Source organism: Bacillus cereus group sp. BfR-BA-01356 (assembly GCF_022663635.1).
In the GTDB taxonomy this organism is placed as follows: domain Bacteria; phylum Bacillota; class Bacilli; order Bacillales; family Bacillaceae_G; genus Bacillus_A; species Bacillus_A cereus.
This window is the reverse complement of the sequence record NZ_JAKUFX010000046.1, coordinates 1-16,566: the sequence shown is the minus strand read 5'-3', so window position 1 is coordinate 16,566 and position 16,566 is coordinate 1. Positions and strand designations below refer to the sequence as shown.

Here is a 16,566-nt window from a genome sequence, read left to right as displayed (position 1 = left end):
TGATGAGAATAACGGGGAAAATACTAGGATGAAGAAGGTTTCAAGTCTATAACTTGGAGGAAAAGAATGAACAATCGTATTTTAGTAGTTGATGATGAGGAATTTATCTTAACTTTAATCGAATTTAATTTACAACAAGCTGGGTTTGAAGTTATAACAGCGATGGATGGAGAAATGGCGCTTCAAAAAGCGACAACAGAACGCCCAGATTTAATTATATTAGATTTAATGCTTCCGAAAATGGATGGTATGGAAGTGTGTAAAGAATTACGATTGCAGCGCGTTATGACGCCGATTTTAATGTTAACGGCAAAAGATGATGAGTTTGATAAGGTGCTAGGCCTTGAACTTGGAGCGGATGATTATATGACGAAGCCATTTAGTCCAAGAGAAGTTGTTGCTCGTGTGAAGGCGATTTTGCGCCGTACGAAATTACAACAAGAAGAACAAGTTGCAGAAGCGCCAGATGAAGATAGCATCACAATTGCAGAACTTAAAATTTTACCGGAGTTTTATGAGGCTTATTTCCAAGGAAGAAAGCTTGAATTAACACCAAAAGAATTTGAACTACTTGTGTATCTTGCGAAAAATAAAAGTCGCGTGTTGACACGTGATCAATTACTAAGTGCTGTATGGAATTACGATTTTGCTGGTGATACACGAATTGTTGATGTTCATATTAGCCATTTGCGCGATAAAATTGAACAAAATACGAAAAAACCGACGTACATTAAAACGATACGTGGTTTAGGATATAAATTAGAGGAGCCAAAAGGGAATGAATAAATTTCGTTCCAGGCTTCTTTTTACATTTGTTTCTCTTATTGTATTTATTTTAGTTGGACTAGGTTTATTACTAGAAACTGTGTTTGAAAACTACTATATAGATCATGCTAAAGAGAGAATGGTAAAAGAGACAGAGTATGTTGCGACGTTAGCAGAAGAGCAAGGTTTTGATAATGTCTTAAAAAATCCATACGTATTTGAAAAGTTAGAAGAAAAAATACCAGCTTCTATCGTATTTTTGGATGAAAAAAAGAAAGTTCAATATAGAAAAGGACAAGAATTGGCATTTAGTCCAGAGACGATTAAAGAACTTTCTTCGGAAGTGGCAAAACAACGAAGTAAAGTAATTACGAAAGAAACGGATCGAAAGAATGAATTTTATCATGCGGTGTTCGTTCAAGATGTAGAAGGAAAACAAGGATACATTTTGGTGAAAAGTATAATTGATCCTTTAAGAGACGTACATCAAAAAACGTGGGGATTATTAATTATCGGATTTGTCATTGCTTGTCTCGTAGTTGTATTTTTAGGTATGAAAATTACAGGGCAATATATTAGGCCAATTGAATCGGTTACGAAAGTTGCAATTGAATTGGCAAAGGGTAATTATAAAGCACGTGCATACGAAAGTCATTCGGATGAAACAGGAATGCTGAGTAAAGCGATTAATATTTTAGCTCGTAACTTACAAGAGATGACACTTGAACAAGAAATGCAGCAAGATCGTCTGCATACGTTAATTGAAAATATGGGAAGCGGAATGATTTTAATTGATAGCCGCGGGTATATAAACCTTGTAAACCGCTCTTATAAGGAAACTTTCCACGTAACAGATGAAGAGTATTTAGATCGCTTATATTATGAATCGTTTCATCATACAGAAATTATTGAGCTTGTAGAAGAAATCTTTATGACAGAAGTGAAAGTGCGTAAACAAATGTTATTGCCACTTGGAATTGAACGGAAGCATTTCGAAGTATATGGAGCGCCGATTATCGGGACAAACCATGAATGGAAAGGGATTGTTCTCGTATTCCATGACATAACAGAGTTAAAGAAATTAGAACAAATGAGAAAAGACTTTTTAGCGAATGTTTCTCATGAATTAAAGACACCGATTACTTCTATTAAAGGTTTTTCAGAAACACTCTTAGACGGAGCGATGGATAATAAAAAATTCTGCGAACATTTCTTGCACATTATTTTAAAAGAAAGTGAGCGCATGCAAGGATTAATTGAAGATTTATTAGATTTGTCGAAGATCGAACAACAAGGATTTAAATTAAATATGGGAACCGTTGATATGAAGGGGCTGCTTGAAGATATTCATATGGTACTTGATAATAAAGCAGGAGAAAAAGAAATCTCTTTACAAGTGAATGTATTAAAACGTGCCTCTGTTATTGGAGATCCAAGTCGTTTGAAACAAATCTTTATTAATTTAATTAATAACGCAATCGTATATACACCGGCTGGAGGCGTTGTTTCAGTAGAGTTAGCGGAAGATAAATATAATGCTTATATAAAAGTATCGGATACTGGAATTGGTATTAGTAAAGAGGAAATTCCGCGTATTTTTGAACGTTTCTACCGGGTGGATAAAGCAAGAAGTAGAAATACTGGTGGTACCGGCCTTGGATTGTCGATTGTAAAGCATTTAGTTGAGGCGCATCAAGGTACGATTACAGTAGATAGTGAAGTTGGAGAAGGGACAACGTTTACAGTTGTTTTACCGAAATCAGCAACTGAAAAATAGGATGAAGGATGTTTACAATATATTAACAATGGCTTAATTAAATATTAATAAAGCTCTGTTAATATAATACATGAAAACCCCTTCATCCAAGGAGTAATTTTGGACGAGAATAGTTAAGCTGTTCTCGTCACTTCCCTTTATGCCAATATAAGTCTGTTTTATATATGAAAGAAAATAGCCGTTATTTTTCTTCTCTCTATTAGTCATGTTAATATAGAGAGAGGAAAGGAACGGTTTTTTTCTGTGAAAAAAATCATTTCAAATTTGTATGGGGAGGTTTCAATTTTGGAAAAAAAGGTCGTATTAGTAGATGGTAATAATATCGCGTATCGTGCTTTCTTTGCACTACCGCTTTTAAATAACGACAAAGGTATACATACGAACGCAATTTACGGTTTTACAATGATGTTAATGAGAATATTAGAGGAAGAAAAGCCAACTCATATGTTAGTGGCGTTTGATGCAGGCAAAACAACGTTCCGTCATAAAACGTATAGTGAGTATAAAGGAGGACGTCAAAAGACTCCACCTGAATTATCAGAGCAGTTCCCGTTTATTCGTGAGATGCTGGATGCGTTCAATGTACCGCGTTATGAATTAGAAAATTATGAAGCGGATGACATCATGGGAACGTTAGCGAAAGAAGCGAGTGAGCAAGGAGCAAGTGTAAAAGTTATTTCAGGAGATAAAGATTTACTTCAACTTGTTTCTGATAACACGCTTGTATGTATTCCGCGAAAAGGGATTACAGAAGTGGATGAATATACGAAAGAAGCTTTATTTGAAAAATACAGCTTATCACCAAAGCAAATTATCGATATGAAAGGTTTAATGGGAGACCAGTCAGATAATATACCGGGTGTACCAGGAGTTGGTGAAAAAACGGCAATTAAATTGTTAACACAGTTTGGAACGGTTGAAGCGGTGTATGAAAATATAGATCAAGTAAGTGGGAAGAAATTAAAAGAAAAACTGGAAGAAAATAATGAACAAGCTCTTATGAGTAAGGATCTTGCAACTATTATTACAGATGCGCCGATTACAGTTCATGTGGATGATATGGTGTATAAAGGATATGAAGCAAGTGATGTCATTCCAATGTTCGAGAGTTTAGGATTTACATCTCTTTTAAATAAATTAGGCGTTACGCCAGAAGCAACAGCTCCAGCTGAATTAGATGATATTACATTTGATATTGTGGAAGAAGTTACAGAAGAAATGCTTCAGCAAGATAGTGCGCTTATCGTTGAAGTACAAGAAGATAATTATCATAAAGCAGACATTCAAGGCTTTGGTATTCAAAATGAAAATGGATGTTACTTTATTCAGACAGACATTGCTCTTAAGTCAGATGCTTTTAAAGAGTGGCTTGCAGATGGAGAAATGAGAAAGCATACATTTGATGCGAAGCGTGCAATCGTTGCACTGAAATGGAATGGGATAGATATGCAAGGGATTGACTTTGATCTATTAATCGCTGCTTATTTACTTGACCCGGCTGATACAGATAAAGATTTCCGTACTGTAGCGAAAATGAAAGAAACGCATGCTGTGAAATCAGATGAAGAAGTTTACGGAAAAGGTGCGAAGCGTGCGGTTCCAGAGTTAGAGGTAGTCGCGGAGCATGTGGCTCGTAAAGTGCATGTATTATATGATGTAAAGCAAACATTCGTTGAAGAGTTAAAGAAGAATGAGCAATATGAACTGTTTACAGAATTAGAATTGCCGCTTGCACGTGTACTAGCTGATATGGAAGTAAAGGGTGTAAAAGTTGATACAGAGCGTCTTCGTAATATGGGAGAAGAACTTGCGGGTAGATTAAAGGAAATGGAACAGGAAATTTATAAGCTTGCGGGAACAGAATTTAATATTAATTCACCGAAGCAGCTTGGTGTTATTCTGTTTGAGAACTTAAACTTACCGGTTATTAAAAAGACGAAAACAGGTTATTCTACGTCAGCTGATGTACTAGATAAGCTTATGAATCACCATGAAATCATTCCAAATATTTTACATTATCGTCAATTAGGGAAGCTAAATTCAACTTACATTGAAGGTTTACTGAAAGTTGTACATGAAGATTCATCTAAAATTCATACTCGCTTTAATCAAGTGTTAACGCAAACAGGTCGATTAAGTTCAACGGATCCGAACTTGCAAAATATCCCGATTCGATTAGAAGAAGGAAGAAAGATTCGTCAGGCATTTGTTCCATCAGAAGAAGGATGGATTATGTATGCGGCTGATTATTCACAAATCGAACTGCGTGTATTAGCTCATATTGCAAATGATAAAGGACTAGTTGAAGCGTTCCAACATGACATGGATATTCATACGAAAACAGCTATGGATGTATTTGGCGTTGAAAAAGATGAAGTAACTTCAAATATGAGACGACAAGCGAAAGCTGTTAACTTCGGAATTGTGTATGGTATTAGTGATTATGGTCTTTCACAAAACTTAGGAATTACAAGAAAAGCAGCAGCGGAATTTATTGAAAAGTATTTAGAAAGTTTCCCTGGTGTACAAGAATACATGGAGGACATCGTAAAAGATGCGAAACAAAAAGGATATGTAGCTACATTATTAAATCGTCGCCGTTATATTCCAGAAATTACGAGTCGTAATTTTAACTTGCGTAGCTTCGCTGAGCGTACAGCGATGAATACACCAATTCAAGGTACTGCAGCAGATATTATTAAAAAAGCGATGATTATTATGGCAGATCGTTTAGAAGAAGAAGGATTACAAGCGCGTCTTCTTCTGCAAGTACACGATGAATTAATATTTGAAGCACCAAAAGAAGAAATCGAAAAATTAGAGCAGCTTGTACCTGAAGTAATGGAACATGCGATTGAACTTGCAGTTCCGCTGAAAGTTGATTATTCTTACGGTCCAACTTGGTACGACGCAAAATAAGGAAGTGATGAAATGCCTGAATTACCAGAGGTTGAAAACGTCAGACGGACACTTGAAAATCTTGTAACAGGAAAAACGATTGAAGATGTTATTGTTACTTATCCAAAAATAGTGAAACGACCGGATGATGCAGAAATCTTTAAAGAAATGCTAAAAGGCGAGAAGATTGAAAATATAAAGCGAAGAGGAAAGTTTTTGCTTTTATATGTAACGAATTATGTCATTGTTTCACATTTGCGTATGGAAGGTAAGTTTTTACTGCATCAAGAGGATGAGCCGATTGATAAACATACGCACGTCCGTTTCTTATTTACAGATGGAACGGAATTACATTATAAAGATGTGAGAAAGTTTGGTACGATGCATCTCTTTAAGAAAGGTGAAGAAATGAACCAAATGCCTCTTGCTGACTTAGGTCCGGAGCCATTTGATGCTGAAATGACACCGCAGTATTTACAAGAAAGATTACAAAAGACAAATCGTAAAATAAAAGTTGTGCTACTGGACCAGCGTCTTTTAGTAGGGCTTGGAAATATATATGTAGATGAAGTTTTATTCCGTTCTCAAATTCATCCAGAACGAGAAGCTTCGTCTTTAACAGTAGAAGAAATTGAGCGAATTTATGAGGCTACCGTTACAACGCTAGGCGAAGCAGTAAAGCGTGGCGGAAGTACAATTCGGACGTATATCAACTCACAAGGGCAAATTGGTTCGTTCCAAGAACTCCTAAATGTATATGGGAAAAAGGGAGAGCCGTGCGTAACTTGTGGCACGATATTAGAAAAAACAGTTGTTGGCGGGCGAGGAACGCATTACTGCCCAATTTGTCAGCCTAGAATATAGAAAAGAGATAACATCGGATAGGCATTTGTCATATACATACAGCAGAGCTATGTATAAGGGAGGAGCTTACCGATGTACCTTTATTTATCTCTTATTTTATTAGCTTTTACATTAAGCTTAGATAGCTGTAGTGTAGGGCTAACATATGGTTTAAGAAGCGTAAGAATTCCACTAAGATCAATTATAATTATCGGAATGTGTTCAGCGGCTGTTATGCTTGTTTCAATGGGAATTGGACATATGATCGCGAAAGTATTTTCACCTGTTATCGCAACGCGTATCGGTGGGCTTGTTCTTATTGGAATAGGGATTTGGGTATTATATCAATTTTTTCGAAGTGAGAAAAAAGAAGAACCGAAGCAAGAGGAGAAGGTCTGGAAATTAGAGATTGCCTCGCTAGGCCTAGTGATTCAAATTTTACGGAAACCGACTGTTGCAGATTTTGATAAATCAGGCACCATTTCTGCAGGAGAAGCATTACTTCTTGGTATAGCTCTTTCTGTAGATTCATTTGGTGCCGGAATTGGTGCATCTTTATTAGGGTATGCACCCGCTATGATGGCGATATTAGTTGCAGTTATGAGTTCTTTGTTTTTATTTATTGGAATGAAACTTGGAACGGTTTTATCAAATATGAAGTGGTTACAAAAATTTACATTCCTGCCTGGAGTATTACTCATCATTATTGGAATTTGGAAAATGTAAGTATGGGCGTGGAACATTAGTTTCGCGCCTTTTATTATGAGGAGGATTATTATGACAGTAGTAATTGGATTAACGGGAGGCATTGCAAGCGGAAAAAGTACGGTATCAGAAATGTTTCGTGAACTGAGCATACCAGTTATTGATGCAGATATTATCGCAAGAGAAGTTGTAGAGCGAGGAAAACCAGCATATAACAAAATAGTAGAAGTATTTGGAACGGAAGTGTTACAAGAAGATGGAGAATTAGATCGTCCAAAACTAGGAAGTGTCGTTTTCTATAATGAAGAAAAACGATTGCAGTTAAATAAAATTGTTCATCCTGCAGTGCGTGAGGAAATGAATAGGCAAAAGGAAATGTACATAAAAGAAGGTATGCAAGCGGTTGTGTTAGATATTCCTCTCTTATTTGAAAGCAAATTAACAAGTCTCGTTGACCGCATTTTAGTTGTAGCGGTTAAGCCGCATACGCAATTAGAACGTTTAATGAAACGAAATAACTTTTCAGAAGAAGAAGCAACAGCTCGTATTCAATCTCAAATGCCGTTAGAAGAAAAAGTGGAAAATGCAGATGAAGTGATAAATAATGATGGCACAATTATGGGAACGAAAACACAATTGCAGGTAATTTTAAAGAAGTGGAACATTATTGACTAAAAAATTGTGAAATTAATGAAAATGCTTAGTGACATATCCCCTTTTTGTGTTATACTATTATTGGGATTGGAGATAAATAGTATAACGCATTCAAGGGGGATAACATATTATGACTCGTGTGGCAATTAATGGATTTGGACGTATTGGGAGAATGGTATTTCGTCAAGCAATAAAAGAAAGCGCATTCGAAATTGTAGCAATCAATGCAAGCTATCCATCTGAAACGTTAGCACACTTAATTAAATATGATACAGTTCATGGCAAGTTTGACGGAACAGTAGAAGCATTTGAAGATCACTTATTAGTTGATGGAAAAATGATTCGCCTTTTAAACAACCGCGATCCAAAGGAATTGCCTTGGACAGATTTAGGTGTTGAAGTTGTAATTGAAGCAACTGGTAAATTTAATTCAAAAGAAAAAGCAATTCTTCACGTTGAAGCTGGAGCGAAAAAAGTTATTTTAACAGCGCCTGGTAAAAATGAAGATGTAACAATTGTAGTTGGTGTGAACGAAGACCAATTAGATATTACAAAACATACTGTTATTTCAAATGCATCTTGTACAACAAATTGTTTAGCGCCTGTTGTGAAGGTGTTAGATGAGCAGTTTGGAATTGAAAACGGTTTAATGACGACAGTTCACGCTTATACAAATGACCAAAAAAATATTGATAACCCACATAAAGATTTAAGAAGAGCACGTGCTTGCGGACAATCAATCATTCCGACAACGACAGGTGCTGCGAAAGCGCTAGCAAAAGTTCTTCCGCATTTAAACGGAAAACTTCATGGTATGGCACTTCGTGTACCAACACCAAACGTGTCTCTTGTTGATTTAGTAGTAGATGTAAAACGCGATGTGACAGTTGAAGCTATTAACGATGCATTCAAAACTGTTGCAAACGGTGTGTTAAAAGGTATTGTAGAATTCAGCGAAGAGCCTTTAGTATCTATCGACTTTAATACAAATACACACTCAGCTATTATCGATGGTTTATCTACAATGGTAATGGGTGATCGTAAAGTGAAAGTACTTGCTTGGTATGATAACGAGTGGGGCTACTCTCGTCGTGTTGTAGATCTTGTAACGTTAGTTGTTCAAGAGTTAGCGAAACAAGAAAATGTGCAACACATTTAAGTGAATAAGGGAGGAGAGGGCAAGGCAATATTTGCCCTCTTTTTTTAATTTTTTCTGAAAAGGAAAAAAATTATATAAGTATATTTTAAAAAGTGGACATACCACGAAACGTTGTGATTACTGCATTTGTGAATCGTTTATTTTTTTTAGGGAAAAGTAAAGAGGAAAATATGACAGAAAATCGAAAAAACTGTTGTTGCAAAATGAAAATAAACAAAGTATACTAACACTCGTAAACTTAAGAGCTGAGGTACGTAGTCACTACTTAAAGGGTTAGGACCTCTCTGGACTAACTTTCCCCCGTGGTAGTGGAGCAAGCCAAATTGCAAATTAGTTTTCAATTCGAACAGTTAGAATAAATTTACAAGGGGGAACTGTAGAATGGATACTATGGATACGATGGGTCGTCACGTGATCGCTGAACTTTGGGATTGCGATTTCGACAAGCTTAATGACATGCCGTATATTGAACAATTATTTGTGGATGCAGCACTAAGAGCTGGTGCTGAAGTGCGTGAGGTTGCTTTCCATAAATTTGCACCACAAGGTGTAAGTGGAGTAGTAATTATCTCAGAATCACATTTAACAATTCATAGCTTTCCGGAGCACGGTTACGCAAGTATTGATGTTTATACTTGTGGGGATCGTATTGATCCAAATGTTGCTGCAGAATATATTGCAGAAGGTTTAAACGCGAAAACGCGTGAGAGCATCGAGCTTCCTCGAGGCACTGGTAGCTTCGAAATTAAGCAGAGAGAAACAAAAGCTCTTTAAAAAAGAACATAATTGATTTAAAATGTAAAGAGGTGTATAATGCACCTCTTTTTTAGTTTATAAAAAAGGGAAAATATAACGTACTCGTTAGTTGAATAAATTGGACTCTTGCAAATGAGGTAGTGCCCTATATACCATCTTATTTTTAAGGATGAGATGATAAAGTGATGCGCTGGAACTTAAAGTGGTAAGAGAGTTAGAATGAGTTATATAATATTGTATATATATTTTAGGTGAAGTGAGTAGAGAAAAATAAAGAGTATAGTGTAAAGGAGTGAATGAATTGCGTTGTCCATCCTGTTCTCATAATGGTACAAGAGTGTTAGATTCGCGTCCGGTAGACGAGGGGCGCTCTATTCGAAGAAGGAGAGAGTGTGAAAGCTGCTTAAGTCGCTTTACGACCTTTGAAAGGGTAGAAGAGTCACCTCTTATCGTTGTAAAAAAAGAAGGCACACGAGAAGAGTTTAATAAAGAAAAGATTTTACGCGGTTTAATTAAAGCGTGTGAAAAAAGACCAGTATCTTTAAGACAATTAGAAGAAGTAACACAAAGCGTGGAACGTGAACTGCGTAATTTAGGTATATCAGAAGTGAAAAGTGATATGATTGGTGAAATTGTTATGGAAGAACTTCGCGATATTGATGATGTTGCTTACGTACGTTTTGCTTCTGTATATCGTCAATTTAAAGATTTAAATGTATTTATTGAAGAATTAAAAGATATACTGCAAAAAGAAAGAGAGTAGAAGTTGTATTTTATTCTCTTTACATACCGTAAGTAATAGGATAAGAGAGCTAGAAGCGCAAGCTAATAGCTCTTTTTCACTAAGAATTTATATAATGAAGATAGAACGAGTGAAGTAGAGGATAGATTGGATGAGAGAAAGGAAAAGCAAGAATGGAAAAACAGTCATGGATGGAGCTATTGCCGATTGATCGTTATAAAGTAAGTGCGAAAGGACTACTGCACAATTACGACCGAAAAGTGTTAACGATGTTGTATCAGCCGTTAATAGGTAGTAGAGCTTTTAGCTTATACATGACACTATGGGGAGAGCTTGAGCAAGATCGTGTATTTGGAAAAGAGAATACGCATCATTCCCTTATGGTGACTATGCAAATGCAACTTCCTGAAGTATATGAGGAACGAGTAAAGTTAGAGGCAATTGGGCTTTTGAAGGTATATATTAAGAAAGAAAAAGATATTCGAATGTTCATATATGAGTTGCAACCACCTTTATCTCCGAAGCAGTTTTTTGATGATATTGTTTTAAGTATCTTTTTATACAATCGATTGAGCAGGACAAAATATAATCAAGTAAAGCAATATTTCTTAGAAGAAGAATTTGATTTTGCTTCTTATGAAAATGTTACGCGTTCTTTCAATGATGTGTTTGGTTCGTTTAATCCAGGACAGCTTGAGCATGCGCAAGAAGACCTTCGTATTCCAAAAACGACAACTATGCCAAGTAACGAGAAGGGAGACGCTCCGAAAGTTTGGAATGATTTCTTTGATTTCTCTTTATTTGTAGATGGATTGTCCGCTCTTGTTCCTAAAAAGGCGATTACAGATCAAGTGAGAGACTGCGTTATAACACTTGCTTACGTGTATGGTGTAGATGTGTTATCGATGCAAAATATCGTTCTTGGTGCAGTGACAGAGATGCAAACAATTGATATGGAAAGGCTTAGAAAAGGAGCGCGCGATTGGTATCAATTTGAAAATGGTCAAGCATTACCGGTATTAAGTGAAAGAGTACAGCCTCATGCTGCACGTACGATGAAAGAGAAAGAGCCTTCATCGCAAGAGGAGATGCTAATAAAGCAACTAGAGGAAATCTCACCAAAACAACTATTGAAAGAGATTTCTGGTGGTGCAGAGGCAACGAAAGCGGACTTGCAGATCGTTGAAGATGTCATGATTAATCAAAAATTGACACCAGGAGTTGTGAATGTACTTATTTATTACGTTATGCTACGCTCAGATATGAAACTTGCGAAAACGTATGTCGAGAAGATTGCTGGGCATTGGGCACGTAAAAAGGTCGGTACAGTAGCGGACGCGATGGCGTTAGCGAAAGAAGAGAACCGTCAGTATCAAGAGTGGGCTGAGACGAAGAAAAAAGGCCGTACGGCGAAGAAAACGGTGCGGAAAGAAATGGTGCCAGATTGGCTTAAGGAAGAAGAGCCGAAAGAACAAGAGAAAGAAACAGAGAAGAAAGATGTAAGTGTAGAAAAAGATGCAAGTACGCTAGAAGATGAAAGAAAACGACTAGAAGAAGTGTTAAAAAAATATAAGCGTGATTAATAGAAGAGAATGAACGCTCTTTGAGGTGAGAAAATGGAGCATATTCAAAATTCATTTGCAAAATTAATGGAAAATGAAAACTTTAAAAATAGATATGAAGTATTAAAGGCAGAAGTAATGGCGCATCCGCGTGTGAAAGAATTTATAGACGAACATAAGGGTGAAGTAACGACTTCTATGATTGAGCGCAGTCTTGTTAAGTTATATGAATATATTGGACAAAGTGTAGGTTGCGTGGATTGTCCGGATTTAGGCTCATGTAAAAATATGCTACAAGGGTACGAGCCAAAGCTTGTTATTCAAGGGAAGATGATTGATATTCAATACGATCGCTGCGTTAGAAAAGTAGCGTATGACGAGAGAAAGAAATATGAAAAACTTGTTCAAAGTGTATATATGCCAACGGATATTTTACAGGCAACTATGGAAAACTTAGATCCTTCTGATTTAAATGCACGTATCGATGCGATTGGTGCAGCGAATGAATTTTTAAGTACATATGAACCAGGTAAAAAAGCACAAGGTTTATATTTGTACGGTAAATTTGGTGTAGGAAAAACGTATTTGTTAGGAGCAATAGCGAACGAGCTTGCTCGAAAGAAAATAAGTTCGATGCTCGTATACTTCCCGGAATTTTTACGTGAAATTAAAAGTTCAATTCAAGATAATTCGATTGGTGAGAAGATTGATGCGGTTAAACGCGTACAAGTTTTAATGTTAGATGATATCGGGGCAGAAGCGATGTCAAGCTTTGTCCGTGACGATGTACTCGGTGCAATCTTACAATTCCGTATGTTAGAAAACTTACCGACGTTCTTTACGTCTAATTTTGATTTTAAACAACTGGAACACCATTTAACGTATACGCAGCGTGGCGAGGCTGAAGAAATGAAGGCAGCACGTATTATGGAACGAATTAAATATTTAGCGAAACCAATTCCGATTGGTGGGAAAAACCGTCGTCATAAGTAAAAGAGCAAGCTGAGAAGCTTGCTCTTTTGTATTATAGTGATATTTTCTTTTCAAATATGAGGTCGAAATATTCAGGTTGTCCAGAACTGCCAATCGTAGGGGCAACAATCTGTACGAACCTCCAGCCATTTCTAGCATGTTCTTGAATAATTTCTTGGTAGTCTTCAGCTGGTTTTGAGCGAGTGAACCCCCAATGTGGTTCGACTTTTACGAATTTATATTCAAACATTCGGATAACCCCTGTTATTGATAAGTAAAGTATACAATAAAAATTCATAGTAGCTTGTATCATTTTTTTCTCCCTCCCTTAATATATATAAAATTAGCAAGCCATATTGAGTGGATTTTCTAACGATAGGAAATGTAATTCTACTAAGAGTGAACTTCACGTGGAACGGACTCTTATAGGATTTGTAACGTATAGATACAGTCCTTTAGAGCGGGGATAAAAGGGGGGACAAAAGTGATTGAAATTTGCTTCGAAGAAAAAAATGATGCTATGCACGTATATAGACAATTGCTGAAAAGAGCGGAAGTGTTATATAAGGAAACGAGTGTGTATTTACAGGAACAAAAAGTGGTGATTCACATACCAGTACGTGAATCGAATTATATTGAAAAGATCTTATTGCCAGTAATGGTGTATTTCATTGTGAATGTGAAACAAAATGAGTGGATTTATACGATTTTAAAAGAAAAGTTTTTTTATGAAGAACAAGAAGAGTGTCATCAAATATTGCACATGGCACATGAGATTTTAAAGGGAAAAAGAAAAGGTGTAGCTCAGGATTTAACGCGTAACGCATTTGAGTCATATATTAAGTCTTCTTTAAATAATTGGCTTTGTGATCCGCTCTCATTCTCGTTTTCATCATATATCCGTTTTCGTCTTCGTACATATAGGGAAATGGTGGCTAAACTTGCGGAAGTGGCAATTGATGAATATAAGATGGAGCAAGAATACCAAATGTTCATTGAGACGCTTCGGCAACAAGTAAGTAGCCGTAAATCACGTTTGTCTTGCGTGCATCTTATTTTTGATGAAAGCTTTATCTTTTATGATGATAAAGGTAGACGTTTAAAACAGGAGAAGTTGGTCCAATATATAGATGAGGAATTATTAAAGCAAAATGATGTATATATTGATACGAAAGTAATTGCGCCGCTTCTTTCTATTTCGCCCAAAAAGATTTATTTATATACGAAAGAACAAGACCATAATATGATAATTACTTTGCGAAATGTGTTCCAAGAACGGGTCCAATTACATGGATTACATGATTTTGAGCGCAATGTGAAAAATTTAAAAAATAAAGGTAACGCCCTTGATTTTCTAAGTTTTTGAGCATATAATTACCTACATAAATGAAATATATTGAAATGTCATGATGAGGACATGAGTAGTTTTCTACGATTTTCAGAGAGGGAAGCCTTAGGGTGTGAGCTTCCTAGTACGGGATTATTACTTACCACCTCTAAACTTTAGCAGTGAACGGTTTTCTAGTAATTGCTAACGGACAACACCGTTATGTTGAACTTGAGCAATTAACAATTATGTTAATTGGAACAAGGGTGGAACCACGAATTCAACACTCGTCCCTTTTTACGGGATGAGTGTTTTTTATTTTGAGAAAAAGAGGAGTGACCAGTGATGGCAGATGTAGTTAAAATTACTTTCCCTGATGGAGCTGTGAAGGAGTTTCCAAAAGGCGTAACAACTGAAGAAATCGCAGCTTCTATTAGCCCAGGCTTAAAGAAAAAAGCTGTAGCTGGAAAATTAAACGATGAGATGATCGATCTTGTTACACCAATCGAAGAAGATGGTGCAGTTTCTATCATTACATTAGATTCTGAAGATGGCCTATATATTTTACGCCATTCAACAGCCCACCTTTTAGCACAAGCGTTAAAACGTTTATATAAAGATGTTAAGGTTGAGCTCGGCATTGGTCCAGTAATTGAAAATGGCTTCTACTACGATATTGATATGGAAGAAGCAATTACAGTTGAAGACTTCAAGAAAATCGAAAAAGAAATGCAAAAAATTGTGAACGAGAACTTAGAAATCGTTCGTCATGAAGTACCACGTGCAGAAGCAATTCGTCGCTTTGAAGAAATCGGCGATGAGTTAAAATTAGATTTAATTAACGATCTTCCAGAAGATGCAGTTATTTCAATCTATGAGCAAGGCGAATTCTTCGACCTTTGCCGTGGTGTTCACCTTCCATCTACAGGGAAAATTAAAGTATTTAAATTATTAAGCGTTGCGGGTGCTTACTGGCGCGGCGATAGCAATAATAAAATGCTACAACGTATTTACGGTACTGCATTTGTTAAGAAAGCGGAATTAGATGAGCACTTACGTATGCTTGAAGAAGCGAAAGAGCGCGATCACCGTAAATTAGGTAAAGAATTAAAACTATTTACTAATAGCCAAAAAGTAGGGCAAGGTTTACCACTTTGGTTACCAAAGGGTGCAACAATTCGTCGTATTATCGAGCGTTATATCGTTGATAAAGAAGCAAGCTTAGGCTATGATCACGTATATACTCCAGTACTAGGAAGCAGAGAGCTTTATGAAACTTCTGGTCACTGGAACCACTACCGTGATGGCATGTTCCCATCAATGGAAATGGATAACGAAGAATTAGTTCTTCGTCCAATGAACTGTCCTCATCATATGATGGTTTATAAAAATGATATTCACAGCTACCGTGAATTACCAATCCGTATTGCGGAACTTGGAACAATGCACCGTTATGAAATGTCAGGTGCGTTATCTGGATTACAACGTGTACGCGGAATGACTTTAAACGATGCGCATATTTTCGTTCGTCCAGATCAAATTAAAGAAGAGTTAAAACGTGTTGTAAACTTAACTCTAGAAGTGTACAAAGATTTCGGTTTAGAGAACTACTCATTCCGTCTATCTTACCGCGACCCAGCAGATACTAAAAAGTATTATGCGGATGATGAGATGTGGGAAAAAGCACAAGGTATGTTAAAAGAAGCTATGGATGAAATGGGTCTTGATTACTACGAAGCTGAAGGTGAAGCGGCATTCTACGGTCCAAAACTTGACGTTCAAGTTCGTACTGCTCTTGGAAAAGACGAAACACTTTCAACTGTACAATTAGACTTCTTGCTTCCAGAACGCTTTGAATTATCATACGTTGGTGAAGACGGTAAACAACATCGTCCAGTTGTAATTCACCGTGGTGTTGTATCAACTATGGAACGTTTTGTAGCCTTCTTAATTGAAGAATACAAAGGTGCATTCCCAACATGGTTAGCTCCAGTTCAAGTACAAGTAATTCCAGTTTCTCCGCAAGTACATTTAGACTATGCGAAGAAAGTACAAGACGAATTGCGTCGTGCTGGTATCCGTGTTGAATTAGACACTCGTGAAGAGAAAATCGGTTACAAAATCCGTGAAGCACAAATGCAAAAAATTCCGTACATGCTTGTAGTAGGTGACAATGAAGTAACTGAAAACGGCGTAAACGTACGTAAATATGGTGAACAAAAATCAGAAACAATCGCATTAGATGCTTTTGTTGACATGATTAAAGTAGAAGGAAAACGATAAGAAAAAGCCGCGGTATATGATATGCTCCCCCTATAGTAGACAGAAAAAAGAAAGCTTTATATCCTGTCTACTATAAGGGGGATTTTTTTATGGGGAAAATTAGAAGAACATATGATGAAACAT

Annotated in this window: 14 protein-coding genes and 1 other annotated feature; of the genes, 13 read left to right on the top strand and 1 reads right to left on the bottom strand. The window is 36.6% G+C overall.

From position 1 onward, the window contains the following. Positions 1-66: 66 nt before the first annotated feature. The 11 genes from phoP (at position 67) to dnaI (ending at position 12,854) form a co-directional block, all read left to right on the top strand. Positions 67-786, top strand: a complete 720-nt coding sequence (gene phoP / locus MR168_RS16685; RefSeq protein ID WP_001065220.1) for a two-component system response regulator PhoP — start codon at positions 67-69, stop codon at positions 784-786. Beyond that, complete coding sequence (gene phoR, locus MR168_RS16680; protein WP_001032106.1) at positions 779-2,542, top strand: sensory box histidine kinase PhoR; 1,764 nt, start codon at positions 779-781, stop codon at positions 2,540-2,542. The genes phoP and phoR overlap by 8 nt, the downstream gene beginning before the upstream one ends. A gap of 285 nt (positions 2,543-2,827) precedes the next feature. Then, positions 2,828-5,461, top strand: a complete 2,634-nt coding sequence (gene polA / locus MR168_RS16675) for a DNA polymerase I (protein ID WP_242291427.1) — start codon at positions 2,828-2,830, stop codon at positions 5,459-5,461. A gap of 12 nt (positions 5,462-5,473) precedes the next feature. Beyond that, a complete protein-coding gene (gene mutM / locus MR168_RS16670) occupies positions 5,474-6,304 on the top strand; it encodes a DNA-formamidopyrimidine glycosylase (RefSeq protein WP_001114478.1) in 831 nt (276 codons plus the stop codon). 72 nt (positions 6,305-6,376) lie between these two features. Next, entirely contained in the window at positions 6,377-7,009 is a 633-nt protein-coding gene (ytaF, locus tag MR168_RS16665) for a sporulation membrane protein YtaF (RefSeq protein WP_000281744.1), read from the top strand. A gap of 51 nt (positions 7,010-7,060) precedes the next feature. Beyond that, on the top strand, positions 7,061-7,663 hold the full coding sequence (coaE, locus tag MR168_RS16660) for a dephospho-CoA kinase (protein WP_016123436.1): 603 nt from the start codon (positions 7,061-7,063) through the stop codon (positions 7,661-7,663). Between the two features lie 109 nt (positions 7,664-7,772). Beyond that, positions 7,773-8,801, top strand: coding sequence for a glyceraldehyde-3-phosphate dehydrogenase (locus MR168_RS16655; protein ID WP_086411924.1), 1,029 nt, complete (start codon positions 7,773-7,775; stop codon positions 8,799-8,801). Between the two features lie 390 nt (positions 8,802-9,191). Further along, positions 9,192-9,575, top strand: coding sequence for an adenosylmethionine decarboxylase (gene speD, locus MR168_RS16650; RefSeq protein ID WP_002003660.1), 384 nt, complete (start codon positions 9,192-9,194; stop codon positions 9,573-9,575). Positions 9,576-9,858: 283 nt separating this feature from the next. Continuing rightward, entirely contained in the window at positions 9,859-10,320 is a 462-nt protein-coding gene (gene nrdR, locus MR168_RS16645) for a transcriptional regulator NrdR (protein ID WP_001203687.1), read from the top strand. Positions 10,321-10,472: 152 nt separating this feature from the next. Next, complete coding sequence (locus tag MR168_RS16640; RefSeq protein WP_074618857.1) at positions 10,473-11,882, top strand: replication initiation and membrane attachment family protein; 1,410 nt, start codon at positions 10,473-10,475, stop codon at positions 11,880-11,882. A gap of 33 nt (positions 11,883-11,915) precedes the next feature. After that, positions 11,916-12,854 (top strand): primosomal protein DnaI, encoded by a 939-nt coding sequence (dnaI, locus tag MR168_RS16635; RefSeq protein WP_000400106.1) that lies wholly within the window; start codon positions 11,916-11,918, stop codon positions 12,852-12,854. 31 nt (positions 12,855-12,885) lie between these two features. Here dnaI and MR168_RS16630 read toward each other — a convergent pair whose 3' ends face one another. Next, a complete protein-coding gene (locus tag MR168_RS16630) occupies positions 12,886-13,083 on the bottom strand; it encodes a DUF4177 domain-containing protein (RefSeq protein ID WP_002024924.1) in 198 nt (65 codons plus the stop codon). 234 nt (positions 13,084-13,317) lie between these two features. Here MR168_RS16630 and ytxC point away from each other — a divergent pair, with 234 nt between their 5' ends. Together ytxC and thrS are read left to right on the top strand one after the other, a co-directional pair. After that, a complete protein-coding gene (gene ytxC, locus MR168_RS16625; RefSeq protein ID WP_000569625.1) occupies positions 13,318-14,199 on the top strand; it encodes a putative sporulation protein YtxC in 882 nt (293 codons plus the stop codon). 31 nt (positions 14,200-14,230) lie between these two features. Beyond that, positions 14,231-14,458: a binding site (T-box leader), on the top strand. A gap of 47 nt (positions 14,459-14,505) precedes the next feature. Next, positions 14,506-16,443 carry a threonine--tRNA ligase gene (gene thrS, locus MR168_RS16620; RefSeq protein ID WP_000786083.1) on the top strand — a complete coding sequence of 646 codons (1,938 nt, stop codon included), beginning with the start codon at positions 14,506-14,508 and terminating at the stop codon, positions 16,441-16,443. Positions 16,444-16,566: the final 123 nt, after the last annotated feature.